Source organism: Photorhabdus heterorhabditis (assembly GCF_001280945.1).
GTDB classification, from domain to species: domain Bacteria; phylum Pseudomonadota; class Gammaproteobacteria; order Enterobacterales; family Enterobacteriaceae; genus Photorhabdus; species Photorhabdus heterorhabditis.
The window spans coordinates 24,324-46,800 of record NZ_LJCS01000003.1 but is presented as its reverse complement, the minus strand read 5'-3'; the positions used below and the strand labels follow the sequence as shown (position 1 = coordinate 46,800).

At 46.5% G+C, this 22,477-nt stretch carries 13 protein-coding genes and 2 pseudogenes; 13 read left to right on the top strand and 2 right to left on the bottom strand.

Annotated elements, in window-relative coordinates; translation table 11 throughout:
- The first annotated feature begins 475 nt into the window (after nucleotides 1–475).
- Nucleotides 476–898 carry a cupin domain-containing protein gene (locus tag AM629_RS01985; protein WP_054475674.1) on the top strand — a complete coding sequence of 141 codons (423 nt, stop codon included), beginning with the start codon at nucleotides 476–478 and terminating at the stop codon, nucleotides 896–898.
- Nucleotides 899–1,233: 335 nt separating this feature from the next.
- On the opposite strand, the pseudogene AM629_RS24485 reads toward AM629_RS01985, so the two are convergent.
- Together AM629_RS24485 and AM629_RS23855 are read right to left on the bottom strand one after the other, a co-directional pair.
- Nucleotides 1,234–1,395, bottom strand: a pseudogene (locus AM629_RS24485) (DUF6392 family protein); the annotation flags it as partial.
- 532 nt (nucleotides 1,396–1,927) lie between these two features.
- Nucleotides 1,928–2,083 (bottom strand): hypothetical protein, encoded by a 156-nt coding sequence (locus AM629_RS23855; RefSeq protein ID WP_161804203.1) that lies wholly within the window; start codon nucleotides 2,081–2,083, stop codon nucleotides 1,928–1,930.
- Between the two features lie 64 nt (nucleotides 2,084–2,147).
- Between AM629_RS23855 and flhB the strand changes: the two genes are divergently transcribed.
- From flhB to AM629_RS01920, 12 genes and pseudogenes are all read left to right on the top strand, one after another.
- Nucleotides 2,148–3,299, top strand: coding sequence for a flagellar biosynthesis protein FlhB (gene flhB / locus AM629_RS01975; protein ID WP_054475670.1), 1,152 nt, complete (start codon nucleotides 2,148–2,150; stop codon nucleotides 3,297–3,299).
- A complete protein-coding gene (gene flhA, locus AM629_RS01970; RefSeq protein WP_054475669.1) occupies nucleotides 3,292–5,373 on the top strand; it encodes a flagellar biosynthesis protein FlhA in 2,082 nt (693 codons plus the stop codon). The genes flhB and flhA overlap by 8 nt, the downstream gene beginning before the upstream one ends.
- A gap of 419 nt (nucleotides 5,374–5,792) precedes the next feature.
- On the top strand, nucleotides 5,793–6,395 hold the full coding sequence (locus tag AM629_RS25170; protein ID WP_420806652.1) for a gp53-like domain-containing protein: 603 nt from the start codon (nucleotides 5,793–5,795) through the stop codon (nucleotides 6,393–6,395).
- 1,317 nt (nucleotides 6,396–7,712) lie between these two features.
- A pseudogene (locus AM629_RS01960) lies at nucleotides 7,713–9,377 on the top strand (ShlB/FhaC/HecB family hemolysin secretion/activation protein).
- 48 nt (nucleotides 9,378–9,425) lie between these two features.
- Nucleotides 9,426–17,726: a two-partner secretion domain-containing protein gene (locus AM629_RS01955; protein WP_083451851.1), complete on the top strand. Its 8,301-nt coding sequence runs from the start codon at nucleotides 9,426–9,428 to the stop codon at nucleotides 17,724–17,726.
- 12 nt (nucleotides 17,727–17,738) lie between these two features.
- Nucleotides 17,739–18,143 (top strand): DUF4279 domain-containing protein, encoded by a 405-nt coding sequence (locus tag AM629_RS01950; protein ID WP_054475667.1) that lies wholly within the window; start codon nucleotides 17,739–17,741, stop codon nucleotides 18,141–18,143.
- 16 nt (nucleotides 18,144–18,159) lie between these two features.
- Nucleotides 18,160–18,840 (top strand): hypothetical protein, encoded by a 681-nt coding sequence (locus tag AM629_RS01945; RefSeq protein WP_072161788.1) that lies wholly within the window; start codon nucleotides 18,160–18,162, stop codon nucleotides 18,838–18,840.
- Nucleotides 18,837–19,085, top strand: coding sequence for a hypothetical protein (locus AM629_RS01940; RefSeq protein ID WP_054475666.1), 249 nt, complete (start codon nucleotides 18,837–18,839; stop codon nucleotides 19,083–19,085). The genes AM629_RS01945 and AM629_RS01940 overlap by 4 nt, the downstream gene beginning before the upstream one ends.
- A gap of 65 nt (nucleotides 19,086–19,150) precedes the next feature.
- On the top strand, nucleotides 19,151–19,945 hold the full coding sequence (locus AM629_RS01935; protein ID WP_054475663.1) for a TNT domain-containing protein: 795 nt from the start codon (nucleotides 19,151–19,153) through the stop codon (nucleotides 19,943–19,945).
- Between the two features lie 51 nt (nucleotides 19,946–19,996).
- Complete coding sequence (locus tag AM629_RS01930; RefSeq protein WP_054475661.1) at nucleotides 19,997–20,344, top strand: Imm63 family immunity protein; 348 nt, start codon at nucleotides 19,997–19,999, stop codon at nucleotides 20,342–20,344.
- 241 nt (nucleotides 20,345–20,585) lie between these two features.
- On the top strand, nucleotides 20,586–21,005 hold the full coding sequence (locus AM629_RS01925) for a hypothetical protein (RefSeq protein WP_054475659.1): 420 nt from the start codon (nucleotides 20,586–20,588) through the stop codon (nucleotides 21,003–21,005).
- A gap of 972 nt (nucleotides 21,006–21,977) precedes the next feature.
- Nucleotides 21,978–22,421, top strand: a complete 444-nt coding sequence (locus AM629_RS01920) for a hypothetical protein (protein WP_054475656.1) — start codon at nucleotides 21,978–21,980, stop codon at nucleotides 22,419–22,421.
- Nucleotides 22,422–22,477: the final 56 nt, after the last annotated feature.

Below are 22,477 nucleotides of genomic sequence, written 5' to 3'. Positions count from 1 at the left end.
CTTTCAAGCTGCTGCTTTGTTGGCTGTGTTCACTTACCCCAGCCACATCGTTATCTATGCTTCTGGGGATGCGTTCACTTACCGCTGCTCTGCAACTTGAAATCTATTGGGTATATATTTTTGAAATGGTTATTTTTAGTGAGAATTAATGTCAACTTAATTAACGCCATTATTGTCATGGCTTAATAATGTAATTAGCCTAAATTTTGCCAGATATTATTTTAAACTGAAGTTATCTTCCACAAAGATATTTAAAATAAGTATTTTACAGTGATTGTTATCACAAAGTGAGTTTTTGTAAAATACTACTATAGAATTACATATTTCTATTTGATATATTGTTAAGAACCAGTTAATTTCTTTATCAAGATAATTTTTTGAAGATTAAAGTTTTACTGGGAAATATTATTTTATTTGATAGAGGGATAGTTACTTTAAAATAAAATTTTATTTGTAGAGATAAAAGGAAGGTAATATGGAATTTATTAAAAATAGATTTTGTCACTGGAATGGTGAGCATCTCGTTGTAGATACAATGGCTAGAAGTCATAAAATGGTTAACAGTATGGGAACGGGCGAGGGATTAGTTTCGTTTGATGGCTTTGGTGCTGATCTAATTCGTTTCAGCAAAGATGAAGGGATGCAGAATCATACTCACGTAGGGCATCATATCTTATTTGTACTCGCAGGAACGGGTTATGTTATTTATGCTGGTGAAAAGCATGAAATAGAACCTGGAGTTTGTTATTTTGTGAATGGAGAAATAGATCACGCGATTAAGGCAACCAGCGATTTGGTCATGGTTGTTGTTGGTAATAATCATTGTGCGGTTGATTCACAAAATAGGACGACGCTGGTGCCATATAGAGAGGGAACCCCAGAGGAATTAAAGGTTTAACTTGGGATAAATTAAATATGTGCTAGTGCTTGATGGGTTATGAGAATGCTATGATATTCATGAAGATAATTATATACCCTATGGATTTCAAGATGGATCGCGACGGCAAGGGAGTGAATCCCCGGGAGCATAGATAACTATGTCATAGATAATTCTGTGACCGGGGTGAGCGAGTGCAGCCAACAAAGAGGCAACTTGAAAGATAACGGGTATAAATCAGGATAAGTTATTGGGGTGATAAAAGGATGATATGAGATTTTTTCGATTAATATAATATGAGCATCTCATGAAGGGGATCAGGTACTAGCCTATGAAACATTAGATTTACTGGAAATAAAATGGAGAAATATATTAGAGATAATAATCATATCTAAAGTGATATCAGGATTTCTTGGGTATCCTATTGGCTTCGTTTTATAAGGAATTAAGCCGTTATCAAAAATTTCTTGATAAGATTTACCTAAACTATTAACTAACGTTTCAATGTTAATCGGCATTATTTATATAACCTATTTTTTCAATTAAGAAAATTCATTTTCAGTTTAGGTTTGTAAACTGTGGATTAATGAATTGGCTCTCAAAAAAATCCTCTCTTTATATTAGTTACCAACGTACTTCTGAGGTGGGTAAAAATGCGGTTGACTTAACTCGTTCTAACTTGTTCTATTTGAGTGGGAGTGTTTCGGCCCCCATATGTGGCACTGATTTTTTGGTGTATCTCTGCTGGAATAATAGTAGCAGCAACCTCCTTCATCTCTGATCCAGCGAAAACGCACTCGAGTCGGGGCTTTATCAAATCGCTCAGCAATCTCGCTAAGATGATACCAATTTAAATAATCCTCTTCGCCTTCATTAACCGAGTTAATAAATCTGGCCCGACAAGGGCAGGTACTCACACTATCCAGTGTGCGTCCCATGTTAAACATATCTGAGACATCAGCGACAATCATATGAGTACCGGGGTGTTTACACAGGTCACCCTACCACCGATGAGCAGATAATATCCTATTGCCATCTCTTCACCTCTGATTAATATTTGGTTAAGAAACAGTAAATTTCCATAGAAAATGTTGCAGGGAACTTCATTTGTCTTTGCTGAATTGCCTCAGATATCGAACTTGATCCTACAAATACCCCGTCAAATTTCTCATTGTTCCAGCCATCGAATTTTTTCTCTTTTGTCATGCTAGCAGCCATTTGATTCCATATTTTCTGACCGACCGCGTTTTGAAAGTTAACAAGGAAAGCCGTGGCTGAAGATAGCGATCTTGAGAAGACAGAAGAACCCACGCCCCATAAACGGGAAAAAGCCCGGAAAGAGGGGCAGATTGCGCGTTCCAGAGAGCTGAGTTCTATATTGATGCTGACCAGTGGCCTGAGTTTGCTCTGGTTAAGCGGTCAGTCAATTGCGCATGAATTGTCGTTGATGGTGTTTGAAGGTTTTAATTTCGACCACAGCATGGTCAGCAATGATAAACAGATGGTTCAGCAGATTGGCAGATTGCTTCGGCAAGCTGTTTGGGCTTTATTGCCGGTTTTTGCCGGATTAGTGTTAGTGGCATTAAGTGCCCCGGCGCTATTGGGTGGGTTAGTGTTCAGTACCAAATCCATCAAATTTGATCCGAAAAAATTGAATCCGATTTCAGGTCTGAAACGTATTTTCTCAATGAATGCGTTAGCTGAATTATTCAAGGCGCTGCTTAAAGCTGGGTTTGTCGGTATTGGTGCTGCTTTATTTCTTTGGATGAACTGGCCTTCCATGTTGCGGTTAATCGCGCAACCACCGTTATTGGCGCTGGATGATGCTATGCAAATGCTGGTGTTTGCCGGTTATGTGGTCGTCTTCATGTTAATACCGATGGTGGCTTTCGATGTTGTTTACCAGATATACAGCCATTTGAAAAAGCTGAGAATGACTCGTCAGGAAATAAAGGATGAATTTAAAGAGCAAGAAGGGGACCCACACGTTAAGGCGCGTATCCGTCAACAACAACGGGCGGCTGCTCGTCAACGTATGATGGCGGATGTTCCGAAAGCGGATGTTATCGTCACTAACCCAACTCACTACGCTGTCGCGCTGCAATATGACGAAAAACAGATGAGTGCGCCAAAAGTATTGGCGAAGGGCGCAGGAATAATTGCATTACGTATTAAAGAAATGGGTACAGAAAACCGCATTCCACTCCTTGAAGCGCCGCCACTTGCCAGGGCGCTTTATCGTCATAGTGAAGTAGGGGGACATATTCCCGCAACACTTTACGCGGCAGTGGCGGAAGTTCTTGCCTGGGTCTACCAATTGAAACGTTGGAAACGGGAAGGCGGCTTGAAGCCGAAGAAACCTGAAAATCTGCCAGTGCCGCCAGCACTGGATTTTGCTGGAGAAAATAATCGTCATGGCTAATCTGGCCTCTATATTTCGTTTACCGGGCAATATGAAAGGCTCGCAATGGCAAATTCTTGCCGGGCCGGTATTGATCCTCATGATCTTGTCAATGATGGTATTGCCGTTGCCACCATTCATGCTTGATTTGTTGTTTACTTTTAACATAGCCCTGTCAATCATGGTGTTGCTGGTGGCTATGTTTACCCGGCGTACTCTGGATTTTGCCGCGTTTCCGACAATATTGTTGTTTTCAACTTTACTGCGTTTGTCTCTTAATGTGGCTTCAACGCGTATCATTTTATTGGAAGGGCATACCGGCTCTGCGGCTGCGGGGCGCGTTGTAGAGGCATTCGGTCACTTTCTGGTTGGCGGTAATTTCGCTATCGGTATCGTGGTATTTGTCATCTTGGTATTGATTAACTTCATGGTGATTACCAAAGGTGCGGGGCGTATTGCTGAGGTTGGCGCGCGTTTTGTGTTGGATGGTATGCCAGGTAAACAGATGGCGATTGATGCTGATCTGAATGCCGGATTGATCGGTGAGGAAGAAGCGAAGAAACGCCGTGCTGAGGTAACACAGGAATCTGATTTTTATGGCTCTATGGATGGTGCCAGTAAATTTGTGCGCGGTGATGCGATTGCCGGCTTAATGATTCTGGTTATCAACGTCGTTGGTGGCTTAATTGTTGGTGTGGCCCAACACGGCATGAGTATGGCTGATGCGGGAGAAGCTTATACCTTGTTAACCATTGGTGATGGCTTAGTTGCACAGTTACCCGCCTTAATTATTTCGACCGCTGCTGGTGTGATTGTTACCCGTGTGGCAACCGATCAGGATGTTGGTCAGCAGATGATAACTCAGCTGTTCAATAACCCGCGGGTGATGATGTTGAGTGCCGGTGTTCTCGGATTGCTGGGTATGGTTCCGGGGATGCCAAATTTTGTTTTCCTGTTATTTACTGCGGCGTTGGCAGGTATTGGTTGGTATTTATATCGCCGTGCGGACAGCCCGACGATAAATATAGAAAAACCAAAAGCAGAAGAGCAACAACAGACATCTGAAGCTTCATGGTCCGATGTTCAGCTTGAAGATCCTTTGGGTATGGAAGTGGGCTATCGTCTGATTCCGATGGTTGATTTTCGCCAGAATGGGGAATTACTGGGGAGAATCAGCGGAATTCGTAAGAAATTCGCTCAGGAGATGGGATATTTACCCCCCGTAGTTCATATCCGGGATAACCTTGAACTGGCGCCAGCGGGCTATCGCATTTTAATGAAAGGGGTAGAAATTGGTCGAGGCGAAGCGCATCCGGGGCGTTGGCTGGCAATAAACCCCGGTGGTGCAGTAGGTGAATTGCAAGGCGATATCACTAAAGATCCGGCTTTTGGGCTGTCTGCGGTTTGGATTGATGACAGTCTCAGAGAACAGGCTCAGGTTCAGGGTTACACCGTGGTGGCTGCCAGTACGGTTGTTGCTACCCATATGAATCATCTATTGACTCAATATGCCAATGAATTGTTTGGTCGTCAGGAAGCCCAGCAGTTGTTTGAGCGAGTCAGTCAGGAGATGCCAAAACTCACTGAGGACTTTATTCCCGATATTGTCAGTCTGACAACCTTACATAAAGTTTTACAAAATCTCTTGTCTGAGCAAGTGCCGATCCGCGATATGCGGACAATTATTGAAACTCTGGCTGAACATGCCCCGGGACAAACTGATCCTTATGAGTTGACTTCTGTAGTCAGAATCGCGCTTGGTCGGGCGATAGCTCAACAGTGGTTCCCAGGAGCGCAGGAAATTCAGGTCATTGGATTAGACGTGGGCCTTGAGCGCTTGTTAATTCAGGCGTTACAAAATGGTGGCGGTCTGGAGCCTGGATTGGCGGATAAGTTGCAACAGCAGGCGACTGAAGCCTTGCAACGTCAGGAAATGCTAGGTGCGCCTCCGGTACTGTTGGTTAATCATGCATTACGTCCACTGTTATCGCGTTTCTTGCGAAGGACTTTACCTCAATTAGTGGTTTTATCTAATCTTGAAATCAGTGATAACCGTCAAATTCGTATGACAGCGACGATTGGTGGTAACGGATAGTTGTCGCAATAGAATAGTGGGCCATTTTCCTAAAAATGGCCTGATATTAATTATCTGACAGCATAATCCTTATTTCCAACGATAAAAGTATTTCGGGATATTCCTCAATAACGGCAAGTTTTACTGATGTTATTATCCTATTCAGCATGAACCAATATTTTGAACTTTCCTCTAATTTCCTATTCTTCTTTCTTGTTTATATTAACTTCAATTAACATCGGCTAAATATACATAAAACTGTCAGTCGGGGTTTGGAAAGTCACAAATTATACAAAAATAGTTAATCTTATAAGTAATAAGAACACTCCATTGTTATTTTTATGAACTAAACTGTTATTTATGCGAATTGAAAGAAATCGTCTTTTTAATGGTTAAATATGTTTCTTATGAAAGAGTGTTATTTAATTCGAGGAGTGTATATGAGTACCAAAAATGATTTTAAAGCCTTTTCTATTAATAATAATGCAAACGTAGTGAGTCAGGAGAAATATGAAGAGGAACAAAGTTTAAAAATGGGGTTTCCCCCAGATAATGTTACCACTCATGTATTAAATAAAGTATTACGTCAGTCGTCAACGATAGCATCTGTTGTGGCTAATTTTATGTCCATACAGAGTGGGAATGATGTAAAAGATAATGGGGATATGGAAATTCTTAATAAGGTTTTTACAGATTCATTGAAGAATCATACGAAGGAACAATTTCCTTCTCAATTATCGTTTAATGGTTATCAGAAGTTTCCTGGTGGATTGATACTTCAATGGGGCAGACATCCATTTAAAGTATTAACTGAAAATACGGTAGTTCTACCGACTTCTTTTCACCATAGTTGTCTGGCTATTATTATGATCGATACTGGAAGTGCTTGTTTACCGATGGCTGCAACACCTAACGGAACATTGAATAGTTTTAAGGCTTGGGTGAGTGGGCGGGCTAATGATTATCTTGGAAAGGAATGGGTTTTTACTCCTGATTATCCGCCAAATGCTATAAATGGACAATATCTTGCAATAGGTTTTTGAATAGTATTCTTAAAGTAAATCATCGAGAGTTGAAATCAACCACAGCTGACAATGTTATTATTTACTTATAATATCAGACAGGTTAATTATATGATTAAAAAATTTCTAATGTATGACTAGGATTCTCTTTAGCGGGTATTTATGTTTAATTGCTTGTATTAATGGGGGAGTTGTGGAGTGTCCTCTGCCAGGTGAAGATCACACTATTTCACTTGGCATTATTGGTAATACATATTCACATGGTTTTTATTTCCTATAGCTTTATGATTTTACTTATTCCTGTCAAAAAATAAAATTACCCTTAATTCCAGTCTTGAGCAGGAATTAATTGAAATTAAAGGGTTGCAGTAAGTTATCGGGAGCTTAATGGGTGCTTTTTCTGTTTGTACATGGATGGTATATGTTTTTGCGGAAAGATTGCATTTAGTTGATTGTTTTTATTTAATGTTTGTGCATTCACATAATAAGTGAGAATGATTTTACCTATACGATAAGTGAACTTTATTTATTTGAAAATAATTCATTGGGTGTTTTATTCTGAAATATCTTATGTGGGACGATTATTAAATTTATTTATAACGCGCCCTGTTATATCTGAAAGTTCTATGCTCCCTGGGAAATATTGGAAAATTAATGGGGATTTAAGATTATTATTTAATTATATATTTGTATTGAAATAGTGAATAGTAAAAACAGCTATATTTCCATCAGTTAATGATTTTATAAATAACTTTACATAATATCGCTACACTTTTTTCACTGTTGACTTATCTCCCTAGGAGGGCGAAGTAGAGGATATAAATTGATTCACTTTTTCCAATCGTTGCTACGTATATTGCTAACGTATGATTTCAGATAATAGTCTCAGGTGAATAACAAGTAAAAGAACGTACAGCACACAACGTTTTAACCATCAGAGCAACGCAATTGCCATGATATCGCCTCAGCATCGTCAGACAGAGGGAAAGGTTTTTACCTGTTCGTGTAATAACGAAAATCTGCTTTTTGCAAGTGATTTTTTCCAGAAATGAGACATTATTTTGTGACGCACATCACAAAATAAAACAAAAAAATAAAATTAATTTGAAATCATTACTATTGATTATTAAATGATTAATATTAATCTATTTTTTATACGATTTGTCACATCATAATAACCTGCGTCTATTTTTTGCACTAAAATATAACGCCTTGTTTTTGCTGCTATCTTAGCCTAATCCCTGTTTTTAATTGCCTAAGTGATAATCAACCACAAACATTGATCGCTAAGTGAAATTTAGGGTTAATACCGCTTCAAATTTGTGGAATTAAGCAACAATGAAAAGCAGTATTTTAGTATTAACGGTTTTTTGTAGCGCAGTTTCAGGCAGTCAAGCCGCCGACATCGCAGATCAACAACTTATTCATCAACAGGCCCGCCAGCAAGCCCTTGAGGCGCAATTAGCCCCGCCGCCTGCGGAGGTTCACCTGTCGGTACCGGAAACGGGAGCGTCATCCGTCTTTCCGGTGGAAACCCCGTGTTTTCCTATTACCCACGTCAGACTGGCAGGCACCGAAAATTTCCCGCACTGGTTACCGTTCCGGCGTGTCGCTCAACAGGGCGAAAACCATTGCCTGGGCGATAAAGGCATTAGCCGGTTAATAACCCAATTGCAGGATCAGCTCATTAATCACGGCTATGTCACCAGCCGGGTTCTGGTTTCTCCCTAGGATCTGCATACCCAAACGCTAAAACTGGTGATGGTACCGGGAAAAATCCGGCATATCCGCTATACCCCTGACAGCGGGAAATATATCCAGCGGATAACTCCCTTTCCCGCGCGTGAAGGAAAATTACTGGATTTACGGGATATTGAGCAGGGACTGGAAAATTTGCAACGTTTCCCGACCGTGCAGGCGGATATGAACATTGTTCCGGCAGAACAGCCGGGGGAAAGCGATATTATGCTGGACTGGCGTCAGTCCCGGCACTGGCGGATCGCCACGTATCTGGATGATACCGGCTCGAAAAGCACCGGGCGTTATCAGGGCGGACTCACCTTTTTTCTGGATAACCCCTTGGCGCTCAGCGACCTGTTCTATTTCTCCGGTGGGCGCGATATTCATTCATCTGCCGGGAAAGGCAGCCAAAACGACACGCTCTATTACTCTTTGCCCTTCGGCTACTGGATGGCGAGTGTGACAGCCAGTCATTACGATTATACCCAGACGATAGCCGGGCTGAATCAAGCGATCCAATACCGGGGCAAAAGCCAAAACCTGGCGGTCCAGCTTAGCCGGGTGCTGCATCGTAACGCTGATCAGAAAACCCTGCTTAACGGTGAAATTTATCGTCGGGCGTCGCGCAATTTTATTGATAACACTGAAATTGATGTTCAGCGCCGGGAAACCGCGGGCTGGAAGCTGGGGCTGTCCCATCATCACTTTATCGGCAGCGCGACGCTGGATACCCGGGTGACTTACCAACAGGGCATGCGCTGGTTTGGCGCACAACCGGCACCGGAAGAGTACCGCAATGAAGGAACCGCTTTGCCTAAAATCACCCAGTTCTCAGCGACGCTTGCCGGGCCGTTCACGCTGTTTTCTCAGCCTTTTTCTTATCAGACCCAATATTTGCGTCAGATAAGCGCCAGCTCATTGACGCCCCAGGATCGATTTTCAATCGGTGGCCGCTGGACGGTGCGCGGCTTTGATGGCGAGTTGACCTTATCCGCTGATCGGGGTTGGTACAGCCGCAACGAACTGGACTGGCAAACCCCGCTGAAAGGGCAGTCGCTGTATCTGGCAATGGATTACGGCGAAGTGGGCGGCCGGGGCAGCGACGCGCTGCTCGGAAAACACCTGGCAGGGAGCGCCCTGGGCTGGCGCGGCAGCCTGAAAGGGGTGAGCTACGACCTGTTTGTCGGCGTCCCGTTGTCCAAACCCGCCGGCTTCCAAACCTCCCCCGTCACAGCCGGATTTAACCTGTATTGGCAGTATTAATTCAAATAGCAAAACTGCCAGTGGGTAGTGTTGTGTGGAGTAAACGTTATGAATAAGCAGTTATATCGTATTATCTTTAACCAATCTCGCCAAATGTGGATGGTGGTGGCCGAGATAGCGCGGGCCAGACGGGGAAGAACCGGACACCGCCGAAGGCGGCCATCAGCTCAGCGGCTTTGCCGGCTCACCGCGTTACACTTCAGTGTGTTGCTGGCCTTGGGCGGGATTTCGCTCACCGCACAGGCGGCGATTGTGGCGGATGGACAGGCGCCGGGGCGCCAGCAACCGACCATCGTTCGCAGCGCCAACGGCACGCCGCAGGTCAATATCCAGACCCCGGGAGCCGACGGCGTTTCCCACAATACCTATCGCCAGTTTGATGTGGATAAACAGGGAGTTATCCTCAATAACAGCCATCAGGCCACCCAGACGCAACTCGGCGGCATGGTGGCCGGTAATCCGTGGTTAGCCAAAGGGGACGCCAGCGTTATTCTTAACGAAGTCAACAGTCGTGACCCCAGTCGTCTCAATGGCTGGATTGAAGTCGCCGGGCATAAAGCTGAGGTGATTATTGCCAACCCGGCGGGCATCACCTGTAACGGTTGTGGGTTCATTAACTCACATCGCACCACGCTCACTACCGGACAAGCCCTGATGGAGCGAGGCCGGCTGAAAGGGTTTGATGTTAATCAGGGGGAAGTGCGGATTGACGGGCACGGCATGGACAGCACACAGCAAAGTTACACCGATATTATCGCCCGCTCCGTCGCCATCAACGCCAAATTACATGCGCAAGACCTGAAAGTGACCACCGGGCGCAATATTGTGGATGCGGCGCATCAGCAAATGGAGAAAAAATCGATTGACGATGAAAAGCACCCGGCGTTTGCGTTGGATGTGGCGGCGCTGGGCGGCATGTATGCCCATAAAATCAGGCTGATAGGCACCGAAACGGGGGTGGGCGTGCATAATGCCGGTAATATCGGCGCGTCTGCCGGGGAGGTCCATATCACCGCCGATGGCTGGATAGAGAACCGCGGCACCCTCAGTAGCCGGGATACGTTACAATTAACTTCGTCTGCCGATATCACTAACACCGGCAAATTGCTGTCACAATCGGCGGTGAATTTACATACCAGGGGAGCACTGCGCAATCAGGGCCGGGTGGAAGCCCGCGGCGATATCACCGCCAACGCGGGCACAATACACAGCAGCCATGACAGCATATGGGCTGCGGGGCTGGATGATAACGGCAACACTACCCGACCCGGCTCATTGACCCTGACCGCGCAGCACATTCAGGCCAATGGCAAAAATCTGGCCACTGATACGCTGGCTGTCCACAGCCAACAGATTGACCTGAGCGACAGCCAGACCGCAGCCGGTCAGATTCAACTCACCGCCGGTCAATCGGGCATCAGTACCGCTCACGCTACCGTCAGCGCCGACCGTTTGACGGCGAAAACACCGGGCCAGTTTAACAACGACGGCGGCCAGTTAGTGGCGCGGGAAATCCACCTCACGACGCTGGATTTATCCAATCAGCAGGGAAAAATTAACCAGACCGGCAGCGGTGAACTGACGCTCCATACCCGCACCCTGAATAACCATAAGGGGACCGTGTTCAATCAGGGGACATTGACCCTCACCACTGACCGGCTTAATAACCGTCAGGGCACGATTGCCAGTCAGGGCGAGGATCTGCATCTCACCGCGCATCAGGCCGATAACAACCGGGGGACGGTGCAACTGGCCGGTCAGGGGCGATTATCGCTCAACACCCAACGGTGGCTGGGAGATAAGGGCAAACTACTGACCAATGGTGCCCTGACGATACAGGCCGGTGAACTGCAACTCAACCAGGCTGAAACTCAGGCCGGGCAGATAACCCTCAACGCCGACACCCTGAACCATCAAGGCGGCGTGATGCAACAACGGGGCAAAGATACCCTGTCCCTCACCACCCGGAGGCTGGATAACCAGCACGGCACCCTTGCGGGCAACGGCAACCTGAACCTGAAAGCAACGACCGTCGATAATCGTCACGGAAACATCGTGGCCGCCGAAAAAGGCTCGCTGACACTGGCAGTCAAAGACACGCTGGACAATCAGTCGGGCCGGGTGTTAAGCGGCGGGCAGTTAACCCTGCGCACCGGCGACATCGATAACACCGGCGGGATAATCGCGGCGGACGGCAATACCACGCTGACCAGCACCGCGCTTAATAATACTCAGGGCCAGATAGCCGGCAATGGCGGGCTGGACATTCACAGCCGACAACTCACTAACCGCAACGGGACTTTACAATCCGCAGATGCCCTGACTCTGGATACTGACGGACAGTTGCTGGATAACCAGCAGGGCCATATTCTCGGTGAGGGCAAGACGACCATCACCAGCGGCCCGCTGGACAATCGCCACGGTCATCTTCAAGGCGGACAGGTGGTTATCGACACTCGACAGGCGCAGACCGATAACCGGGACGGCAAGTTGTTATCCACCGACACGTTAACCCTGAACACTCATCAGCTCGATAATCGTCACGGGCAGGTGCAGGCGGTGGGCGACACCGCGTTGAATGTTAAGACCGAAACCGATAACACTGGCGGCCTTATCCGTGGCGGTCAGCAGTTGACCCTGAACACCGCTCACCTGATTAACCGGGAAACAAAGCAGACGGATAACGGGTTGGAAGCACAAAACCTGACGGTCAACGCCCAACAGGTGGACAATACCCAGGGCGCTTTACGGGCAGCCAACCATCTGCAAGCGAACATCCGCCAGACCTTGAATAATATCCAGGGGCTGGTCTCTGCGGGCAAACAGCTCACTCTCAAAAGCGAGGCTCAGCAACCGCATCTGGTGATTAACAACCGGCAAGGTACCTTGATTGCCGGGGAACAGGCCACGATTAACGCACACTCTCTGAGCGGTGACGGCCAACTGTTATCACAGGGCGATATGGCGGTCACCTTAACTGAGGATTTTCACCATACCGGCAACACCGCGGCTAATGGCAATCTGACGCTGAAAACGACCGGCAATCTTATCAATGACCGCCAGATAAAAGCCGGTCAGGCGCTGCATCTTGACGCACACCATCTCACCAATAACGCCTCCGGTGAAATCAGCGCTAAACAAACGCAAATCCAGGCTCACGATACGCTGAACAATACCGGGCTGATTGACGGCGGCTTAACCCATCTCACGGCCAACACTTTGAACAACACCGGCACCGGGCGCATTTACGGTGACCAGCTGGCCCTCCAGGCGGGGACCCTGAATAACACCGCTCAGGACGGCAAAGCCGCCGTGATTGCGGCGCGTGACCGGCTGGATATCGGCACCGGAACACTGAACAACAGTGACCATGCCCAGATTTACAGCGTGGGCGACATGCACATCGGCGGCCAGTTGGATAACACCCTGACGGCCACCGGTCAAGCCCGTGAGCTCAATAACCACGCGGCGACGATTGAAGCCGGGCGCCACTTGAAGATTAATGCCGACCAGATTAACAACACCAACGCCGTGTTGGTCACTCAGGTCGTCGAAACGGAAAAGTCTCAGCATCACGATGCAGTACTAAGCGGCCAGACCACTCGCTATGACTGGTCACAGGTGGACACTTCCCACCACAATAAATACAAAGTGCACGATGCCATCATGCCGGATGGCAGCCGCAGTAATGACTTTTACGAATATCAGTACACCCGGACCGTCAAGGAAACTCAGGTTAAACAGAGTGACCCCGGTAAAATTCTGGCCGGGGGCAATATCACGCTCAACAGTGCGCAGGTCACTAATCACGACAGCCAGATTGTCGCTGGCGGCACGCTCGGTGGTGAAATTGGCGAACTGCACAATATCGCTACTCAGGGAGAACGGATTACCACCGATACGGGCAGTCAGACCCACTGGTATGCTAAAAAAACCAAAAAGAAAAAGTTCGGGTTCGGTGGCACCAAAACCTCGCAGGGGAAAAGCCGCAGCAATTATGACCCGGCCCCCGTAATAGAAACCATCGACCTGAAAACCCTGGCCTGGCAGGCGCATACCCGTCCACAGGGCACCGATATCACGATTACAGACCGACAGACCGGTCAGATACATTCTGCCCCCACGACGGTCACACCGGTGAACGGTATCAAAAATCAGCCACTGGTATTGCCCCCGGAGACCGTCAAAGGGCAAACAGTCGATCCGGTGATACGCGTGGTGACGCCCGATACGCGTTTGCCGAATAACAGCCTGTATACCGTGCAACCGGGCAGTGACAGCCACTATCTGGTGGAGACCGACCCGAAATTTACCCAGTACAAACAGTGGCTGGGCTCGGACTATATGCGGCAACAATTAACGCATGACCCGGCGCTGGTCCACAAACGGTTAGGAGATGGGTTTTATGAACAACGTTTGGTGCGGGAGCAGATTACCCAGCTGACCGGCCAGCGCTATCTGCCGGGCTACAATAACGATGAAGCCCAGTTTAAAGCGCTGATGGATGCCGGGGTGGCTTTCGGCAGGGAACAGCAGCTCACCCCCGGCGTCGCCCTGAGTCCGGCGCAGATGGCGTTGCTGACCTCGGACATTATCTGGCTGACCAACCAGACGGTCACGCTGCCGGACGGCACTACCGAGGTGGTGACGGTGCCGCAGGTGTACGCCCGGGTGAAATCCGGTGACCTGCGCGGTGACGGCGCCCTCCTCGCCGGCAATACCGTGGCGCTTAACAGTCAGGGCGATATCACCAACCGCGGCACGGTCAGCGGGCGTGATGTCACTCAACTGACGGCCAACAACCTGACCAACCACGGCTTTATTCGCGGCGGCAAAGTGGATTTAACGGCCCAACAAACGCTCACCAATCGCGGCGGCCAGATTCAGGGGGATGACCGGGTGACGCTGAAAGGCCGCGATATCACCAGCGCCTCGACCGTACGCGGGGATGAAGCTAACCGCTGGCTGGACCGTCCGGCGGGCATCTATGTGCAGAACGATAACGGTACCTTATCGCTGAGCGCTATCAACAATGTGCAATTAACCGCCAGTGACGTCAAGAATGCCGGTAAAGACGGCCACACCGAGATAACCGCAGGCCATGACCTGACGCTGGACACCTTAAGTACGCGCCGCACAGAGCAGGGGAATTGGGGGAAAGATAACACTCGCCATCTGACCCAACAACAGGATATTGGCAGCCAGATAACCGGCACCGGTGAGGTGACCCTGCAAGCCGGGCATGACGTGAACGCCACTGCCGCCCATGTCAACGCCGGTCAACACCTGACGGCGCAGGCCGGAAATACCCTGACGCTGACCACCGGTACAGCCTCATCCGACTTAGTGGAGCACAGCAAGCAAACCAGCAAAGGCTGGCTGTCGAAATCGTCAGTGGAAACCCACGATGAAGTGCATGACCGGCAGGTACTCAGTACCACATTCAGTGGCGATAAAGTGAATCTCCAGGCCGGAAAAAACCTCAATATCCGCGGCAGTAATGTTGCGGGCACGCAAGATGTCAGCCTGAACGCCGGTCATCAGCTCACTGTTACCACCGCTGCGGAAGCGCACGATGAAACCCATTTGCGGCAGGAGAAAAAATCCGGCCTGATGGGGACCGGCGGCATTGGTTTTACCGTTGGTAAAGCCAGCCAGAAAGTTACCACCGACAGTGACCGCCAGCTTAGCAAAGGCAGCACAGTTGGCAGCAGTCAGGGCAACGTCACCCTCAATGCCGGTGAACAGCTCCGGGTTCACGGCAGTGAGGTGATTGCCGGTAAAGACCTGACGCTGACCGGTCAACAGGTCGATATCACCAGTGCGGAAAACCGCAATCACACCACGACAAAAACCGAACAGAAACAGAGCGGCTTAACCGTGGCGCTAAGTGGTACCGCCGGGGGTGCCGTCAACAGCGCGGTGCAAACCGCCAGAGCCGCCCGCAATGAAAGTGACCCTCGAGTGAAAGCCCTGCAAAACACTAAAGCTGCCCTCAGTGGAGTGCAAGCGGTGCAGGCAGGCCGACTGGCGGAGGCTCAGGGCAGTGACGAAAAAGGCAATAATAATCTGGCCGGGATTAGCCTGTCCTACGGTCGCCAGTCTTCCCGTTCAGAACAGCAGCACCGCCAGACCACTCAACAGGGCAGCCATCTCGCTGCCGGGGATAACCTCAATATAACCGCCAAAGGGGATGGCAAAGGCGCATCAGGCCAGAATGGCGATATTCGTATTCAGGGCAGCCAGCTACAGGCGGGTAAAGACCTGCAACTCAATGCCAGCCGGGATATTCAGCTCTCCTCCAGCCAGAACACCGAACAGACTGCCGGCAAAAACAGCAGCCACGGCAGCTCTCTGGGCGTGGGCCTGACTGCGGGACCGGGAGGCACCGGTCTGAACGTCTCGGCCAATGTCAGTCGGGGCAACGGCCGTGAAAACGGCAACGGCGTCAGTCACACTAACACCACGTTACAGGCGGGACAGACCGTCGGGCTGAACAGTGGCCGGGACACCACGCTAAAAGGGGCACAAGTCAGCGGCGAGCAGATTACCGCCGACGTGAAACGTCATTTGACATTAAGCAGCGAGCAGAACAGCCAGCGTTATGACAGCAAACAACAGAATGCCAGCGCGGGCGTCAGTGCCACCTCAGTCCCCCTCACCAACGGCACAGCGAGCCTCAATGCCAGCCGCAATAAACTGCACAGCAACTATGACAGCGTGCAGGAGCAGACCGGGCTGTTTGCCGGCAAAGGCGGCTATCAGGTTAACGTCGGTGACCATACCCAACTGGACGGCGCGGTGATAGCGAGTCAAGCCGACAAAGCCAAAAACACCCTGAACACCGGGACGCTGGGCTTCAAGGACATTCAAAATCAAGCGGACTTTACTGTCGAGCAGCAGAGTGCGGGCGTCAGCCTTGGTAAACCGACCGCCGGTCAGGTCCTGAATAATCTGGCGGTCAATGCGCTGAGCGGTTCCAATAACCAGGGCCATGACAGCAGTACCACGCACGCTGCGGTCAGTGACGGCAATCTGATTATCCGGGACAAGGCGCACCAGACGCAGGATATCGCGAACTTAAGTCGCGATACCGATAACGCCGCCAATGTCCTGAGTCCGATATTTGATAAGGAAAAAGAACAGCAACGGCTGAAACAGGCGCAACTGATGGGCGAGCTCAGCGCCCAGATGACCGAAATAGTCGGGACAGAAGGGAAAATTATCGCCACCAACGCGGCGAAAGCGAAACTGGACCATCTCAGTGAACAGGATATTGAAGCTGCCAAAGCCACCCTGGCGAAAACGGGTCACGCCGACCCGAGCATGGAAGACATTAAAAGCCAAATCTACACCGCCGCCTATCATCAGGCGCTGAATGACTCGGGTTTTGGGACTGGCGGCACCTATCAGAAAGCGTTACAGGCGGCGACCGCCGCCATTCAGGGACTGGCGGGGAACAATCTGGGTCAGGCGCTGGCTGGGGGGGCTTCACCGTATCTGGCCGGGGTGATTAAGGAGATGACCACCGACCCGCAAACCCATCAGGTGGATATCGCCACCAACACGCTGGCCCACGCGATTTTAGGCGCGGTGGCGGCGGAAGTGAGCGGTAACAATGCCCTGTCAGGGGCCGCGGGGGCGGCGTCGGGGGAGCTGGCCGCGCAGGTCCTGATAAAACAGCTTTACGGCGACGAGGCCAACGTCAGTGAATTAACGGAGGCGCAGAAACAGACCATCAGCACCCTCTCCACCCTGGCCGCGGGATTAGCCGGCGGCATTGCCGGTGACTCCACCGCCAGCGCCGTTACCGGGGCGCAAGCCGGGAAGAACGCAGCGGATAATAATGCCCTAGCTGTACCAATGCCACTCCCACCGATAGCGGGTTCAAACACAGGTGAAGCCGTGGATAAAGCAAATCAGACAATAGCTTCAGCTTTGGACAAAAAACTGAAGGAAATGGGAGAATCTATAGATAAAGCCACCCAATGTTCTTTTGGCCGGGTATGTTCGTCAGATTATGTCGATAATGAAAGCCAACCAAATGTGGAGAAGAATCTGACAAATGAAGAGAAGAAGGAGTATGGTGGTACAGGAAATCAACAGCCACCTGAAGATAATCAGAATAAGAATGGACAGAATGAACATAAACCATCAAATATCAAAATGGCTGATGACAAGTATTTAAAACAGAATGGAATTGATGCCCATGAGCTTAAATCTGATGTTGTTGGTAAGAAAAATATATCGAAATATGATATTTATGTGAATAAAGAAACTGGTGAACTATGGGTTTTCAGAAAAGGGGGTACTGGAGAAGGTGTCCCAACTGGTGAATTCATTAAATGAAGGTTATAACGAATGAGTAAATCAACTGTAGGTGTGTATTTTTTGATTTCTGGAGATAAGTTAAATCCTAGGGATGTAACTGAAAAATTAGCTATTCAACCAACAAAATGTTGGGTGAAAGGTGATCCTATACTAGGGAAAAAACGTCTTAGAATAGATAGTTGTTGGCTTTTGAGTACAGGAGATGAAGAGTCTCTTGATATTGGTGAACAGCTAGGAAAAATATTCGCATTACTACAGGACAAAAAAAAAGTTTTAGTAAAATTAGCTAATGAATATGAGCTTGATTATCAGTTTAATATAGTAATTAAAATAGAAGAAGGAATTAAACCAGCAATGAGTTTGGATAAAATGATGATTAAAGAGCTTGACGAATTAAATGCGGGGCTAGACATTGATCTGTATATATATAGTTAAAATTAAATGGGTTGTTGTGGACAATAATGCCCTAGCGAGTGTACTGGCGGCGGCAGAAGCGAATAAAAAAGGCACAGTTGAGAAATGGCAACAGGACAAGCAAACCGAAATCCAGAAAGCCTGTAGTGGTAACACGCCACTTTCTTGCCAGACTATGGTTGCCGCAGAAGGGAGTGTATTAGCTTTACCATGGTTATCGGGAGCTTCTGCAACAACGGGCCTGATTGGTGCCGTAGCCAATACCGGTATCCAATATCTTGCTAATGGCAATGTCGACCCCAATGATGCTATTTTTGCGTACTGGACGGGCGCATTCACGGCTAATACTGGTTTGTGGGGCACAATAGCCTGGAATGCAGGTATGGGGGCAGCTTCAAGTTATGTCAAAGGGGATGATCCGCTAAAAGGGGGAATTATTAGTGGGATTGGCGCATCAGTAGGTTATGGTGTGGGCAAGTATGCTACCTCTGGTACAAATGCTATAGGTAAATGGATAACTGGTGGCTGGGACCCGAAATTTAATCCCAACTTACTTAAGTACTCAGAAGTAAAAGGCCAGTTAGGGATCTCGAAAGAGATGTCACCAAGTAAGATCCCTGGTGTTGTTGGCAATGTAGGTTCATCTGTAGCAACTGAAATTACTAATGATCAGATTAGTAAAGGGGTAAAAAAATTGGATGAGGATAAGAAGAAATGAGACTGAGTAAACTAAGTTTTTTTCTCCTTTTTCTACACTTATTCAGTTCAATTATTGTTGGTATGATCCTAACAGGATTAATTTTAAAACTAATTATTGCCTTAATCTTCTTTTTCTTATCTGGAGATTTTGATTTTACTCAAGAAGATTTCTTACTTTGTTTAAAAGTAGGAGCTATGGGAGGGACTATTGGTGGTATAGGATGTTGTTTTATATATTATCGCGAATATAACTCACGTAAATAGTGGAGCTAATCCTACCCCCTTGAATCGAGATTGTAATTTTTGTTGTGGAGAATAATGCCCTTAGCATGGGAAGTCTGTTTGGTTCCGAAGGCGCTAAACATTTTGAAAGCGCGGGGTCGCTGGCTCAAAAGATGGCCCAATCTCGGGCAACACCCGAAGAAATCAACGCAGCCTTAACTCACTACCTAAAAGGGCAAGTCCCTGATGGTCAGGACCCGGCAAAAGGTCTAATTATTGCGTGGGGTAACTTCTTTGGCGTTCCATTGGATGTCGTGTTGTCAAATGAGAAGATGACTCCACAGAAGGCGGCGGAAATTGTTGCCGGTGGCATACCTACCAGTGAAGCGAAGCTGATACAGTTTGCAGCAGCTAAAATGTATTTGTCTTTGAATAAATATCAAGAGGTGTCATCTGGCTTAGAAAAAACATCAAGAAACTTTAATAAAGATAGTGCTATAACAGATAGTGAATCGGGAGGATACTCATCCTATGATAAATTCAGAAAATCTAATACTGAATGGAATTGGCCACCTAAATTAGGATTTGCTGAACCCCCGAAAGAAGATGTTTTAGCTGTAGGTACTAGACTGGATAGATATGGCAGTGCAAATGGGGCGTTTTTGTCTCCCAAAGGAGTTCCTTATGAAAATCGAGCACTGGCTCCTGGTTCTAAAGCAGGAAAATACCATGAATATGAAGTAATTAAACCACTTCCAATACTGCAAGGCAAAATTGCTCCAGCGTTTGATCAGCCCAGAGGAGGAGTTCAGATACTGCCGAATTTCCCTGAGAGAGTAAATGTTGATTGGCTTATAAAAAATGGATATGTAAAGGAAGTAAAGAATGCTAACTATAAATGAAATACAGGAAAAAGTGAGTCTTTAGGTGCTAAGATTAATGCACCTAAATCAATGTTGATAGTTTATTCAGAGCCTGTTGGTGATGGTTCTGGATATATAGTTATTGATAATAATCAATATCATATTATTTACTCTGAAAGAGAATATGAAATATTTAGGCAAACAACTGAAGATTTAAATGAGCTGCTATATTGGATAATGGAAAGTGTAGCTAGCCAAATGGCATCTGAATATGAATTAAAGAATAGGAATGATGAAAGTAAAGATTTTCGTAGAGCTTATTTTAAAAAAGAGCTAGAAATATTAGGTGTATTAGATAAAAAGTGGGTATTAAGAGCCAAGAAAAAAATTGAGGAAATATTAGAAAGATCGCCGTACATAGACAATAGTGGCGGATAATAATTTAAAATTCATAAATGATGATATTATGTCTGTATAGCTGATGTTAAAAAATTTTCGGAATAGCTTGAAAATAGATAAAATCATGCCGGGAAATAATAAGTGACAGGCTAAATAGTCGAATGTTGGATAAAAGAATGATAAAGGAAAGATAAAAAATAATACACCAAATGGGATGACGGAAAAAGAAAATTCAGTAATATCTGATGCCCCACACAATTCAAAAGGATGAGAGTTAAATATGTATAAAAATATGTTAAAACCCGTAACATCAAGAAAAATAACAAACGGACCTCAACTAAAAGGAAATGAGAGCACATATGACACGTCAATATTAAAAGGCAGCCCTGTGGGAAGATATGATATTGGGAATTCCGCACCACTACCCGCTCAAGCAGAAGTTTTTCAAAAAGTTGTTGACGAAAAAATATCAAGCTTCAAAACAAAGGGAAATCCAATATCAATTGTTGTCTGGCACAATAGCCGGACAGGGCTTACCCATATCATGGATGGTCAGCATCGATTTATTGCTGCATGTATACTTGGAGTACCCGTTAATTTGACATGGAAAAAGTTCGGCATACCGCCTAATCAGATAGACTGGAGTGGTACAAAATTCTCAGATGGAATACCAGCCAAAACCAGAATATTTGGAAAGTAATCGATTAAGTTAATTTATACCCAATGGATTTCAAGATGCATCGCGACGGCAAGGGAGCGAATCCCCGGGAACATAGAGAACTATGTGACCGGGGTGAGTGAGTGTAGCCAACAAAGAGGCAACTTGAAAGATAACAGGTATAATCTGTATTAGGCGCGATTTGCGCTGACACGGAGTCTTGAAAAATTGAGAGTTGCCGATTTTGGTATAGATTTTCAATCTTAAACAAAACGCGAGGTAACTCTCATTAAAAAAATCAGTTTTAATTGTTGTTTTTAGTCTGATTTAATATTGTGAAAAATTAAAGAGATAATTTATATGGATGTTAATAAATTTTTAAATATATTAACTCTCCCCCTTCTTTATTTTATAGTCTCTTCCCAATTATGAATTATTTAATGTGGATCATTATGATTCTGGTGTTATTTAAGTGTGTCCGTTATTTTCTTGATTATTAAAGTAAAATGTTCTCATTGTGTCGCAATGAAATAATTTTGTATAAATATGTAACATTTATACGTATCATTGATTATTATGTTTGTTCTAATAAGATTTTTAGTTGATTAATCTAAATATAATTAAATTAATGGTTATTGCGATACTGGTGGAATATTATCTAAATGATGTTTTTTTATGTGAGATTTTTAAAAAAAAGTAATTTAAATCTTATTAAATGGCTGGCAAAAATTCACTTTTCTATAATGCTTAAATATAACTGATTGTGTCGTGCGAAAAACGAATAGTGTAGTCAAGTTAAATTAAATATTAAATAAGTGTTATTGGGAGCGTGTCTTTCGAGGGCAGCATTAACTATACCCAATAGATTTCAAGATGGATCGCGACGGCAAGGGAGCGAATCCCCGGGAGCATAGAGAACACTGTGACCGGGGTGAGTGAGTGCAGCCAACAAAGAGGCAACTTGAAAGATAACAGGTATATACCAAGGTCTGACTTTATTAATGGGGGAATATTATGTCCACTGAACTGCCGCTATATCAAGAAGATATTGTCGTGATACATGTTGCCACACCCAGTGATTTGGCGAAATTTGCCGATCAATCACTCTTCTGGAATGAAAAAACCTATGAACAGATGAAAACTGCGGAAGTGTTGTTTACACCCGCAGGAGAAACTCCACCTGGTCTGGGCGTTAAACATGTCGCTACACCCGATAATTTGGCGAAGTTTGTCGATGAAGAAGGTTACTGGAATGAGAAAACCTACAAACAGATGGAAGCTGTGAGGGTGTTGTTTATACCAGCAGAAAAAATACGTGGTGTGGGGATTAAACATGTTGCCACGCCCGACGATTTGGCGAAGTTTGCCGATAAAGAACTTTTCTGGCGTAAGAAAGACTACGAACAGCTAAAAGCCGCAGAGGTGTTGTTTGTACCCAGAGAAGGAATGCCCGTTTAGGGTGCTAAACATATCGCCACGCTAGACGATTCGGCAAAATTTACCGATAAAGAGGC

Excerpts from the sequence above, each read along its gene's own strand:
- AM629_RS01925 (WP_054475659.1), top strand. The coding sequence starts at position 20,586 with ATGTATAAAAATATGTTAAAACCCGTAACATCAAGAAAAATAACAAAC.
- AM629_RS01985 (WP_054475674.1), top strand. The coding sequence starts at position 476 with ATGGAATTTATTAAAAATAGATTTTGTCACTGGAATGGTGAGCATCTC.
- AM629_RS25170 (WP_420806652.1), top strand. The coding sequence starts at position 5,793 with ATGAGTACCAAAAATGATTTTAAAGCCTTTTCTATTAATAATAATGCA.
- AM629_RS01930 (WP_054475661.1), top strand. The coding sequence starts at position 19,997 with ATGTTGATAGTTTATTCAGAGCCTGTTGGTGATGGTTCTGGATATATA.
- AM629_RS01940 (WP_054475666.1), top strand. The coding sequence starts at position 18,837 with ATGAGACTGAGTAAACTAAGTTTTTTTCTCCTTTTTCTACACTTATTC.
- AM629_RS01920 (WP_054475656.1), top strand. The coding sequence starts at position 21,978 with ATGTCCACTGAACTGCCGCTATATCAAGAAGATATTGTCGTGATACAT.
- AM629_RS23855 (WP_161804203.1), bottom strand. The coding sequence starts at position 2,083 with ATGACAAAAGAGAAAAAATTCGATGGCTGGAACAATGAGAAATTTGAC.
- AM629_RS01955 (WP_083451851.1), top strand. The coding sequence starts at position 9,426 with ATGAATAAGCAGTTATATCGTATTATCTTTAACCAATCTCGCCAAATG.
- flhA (WP_054475669.1), top strand. The coding sequence starts at position 3,292 with ATGGCTAATCTGGCCTCTATATTTCGTTTACCGGGCAATATGAAAGGC.
- AM629_RS01950 (WP_054475667.1), top strand. The coding sequence starts at position 17,739 with ATGAGTAAATCAACTGTAGGTGTGTATTTTTTGATTTCTGGAGATAAG.
- AM629_RS01935 (WP_054475663.1), top strand. The coding sequence starts at position 19,151 with ATGGGAAGTCTGTTTGGTTCCGAAGGCGCTAAACATTTTGAAAGCGCG.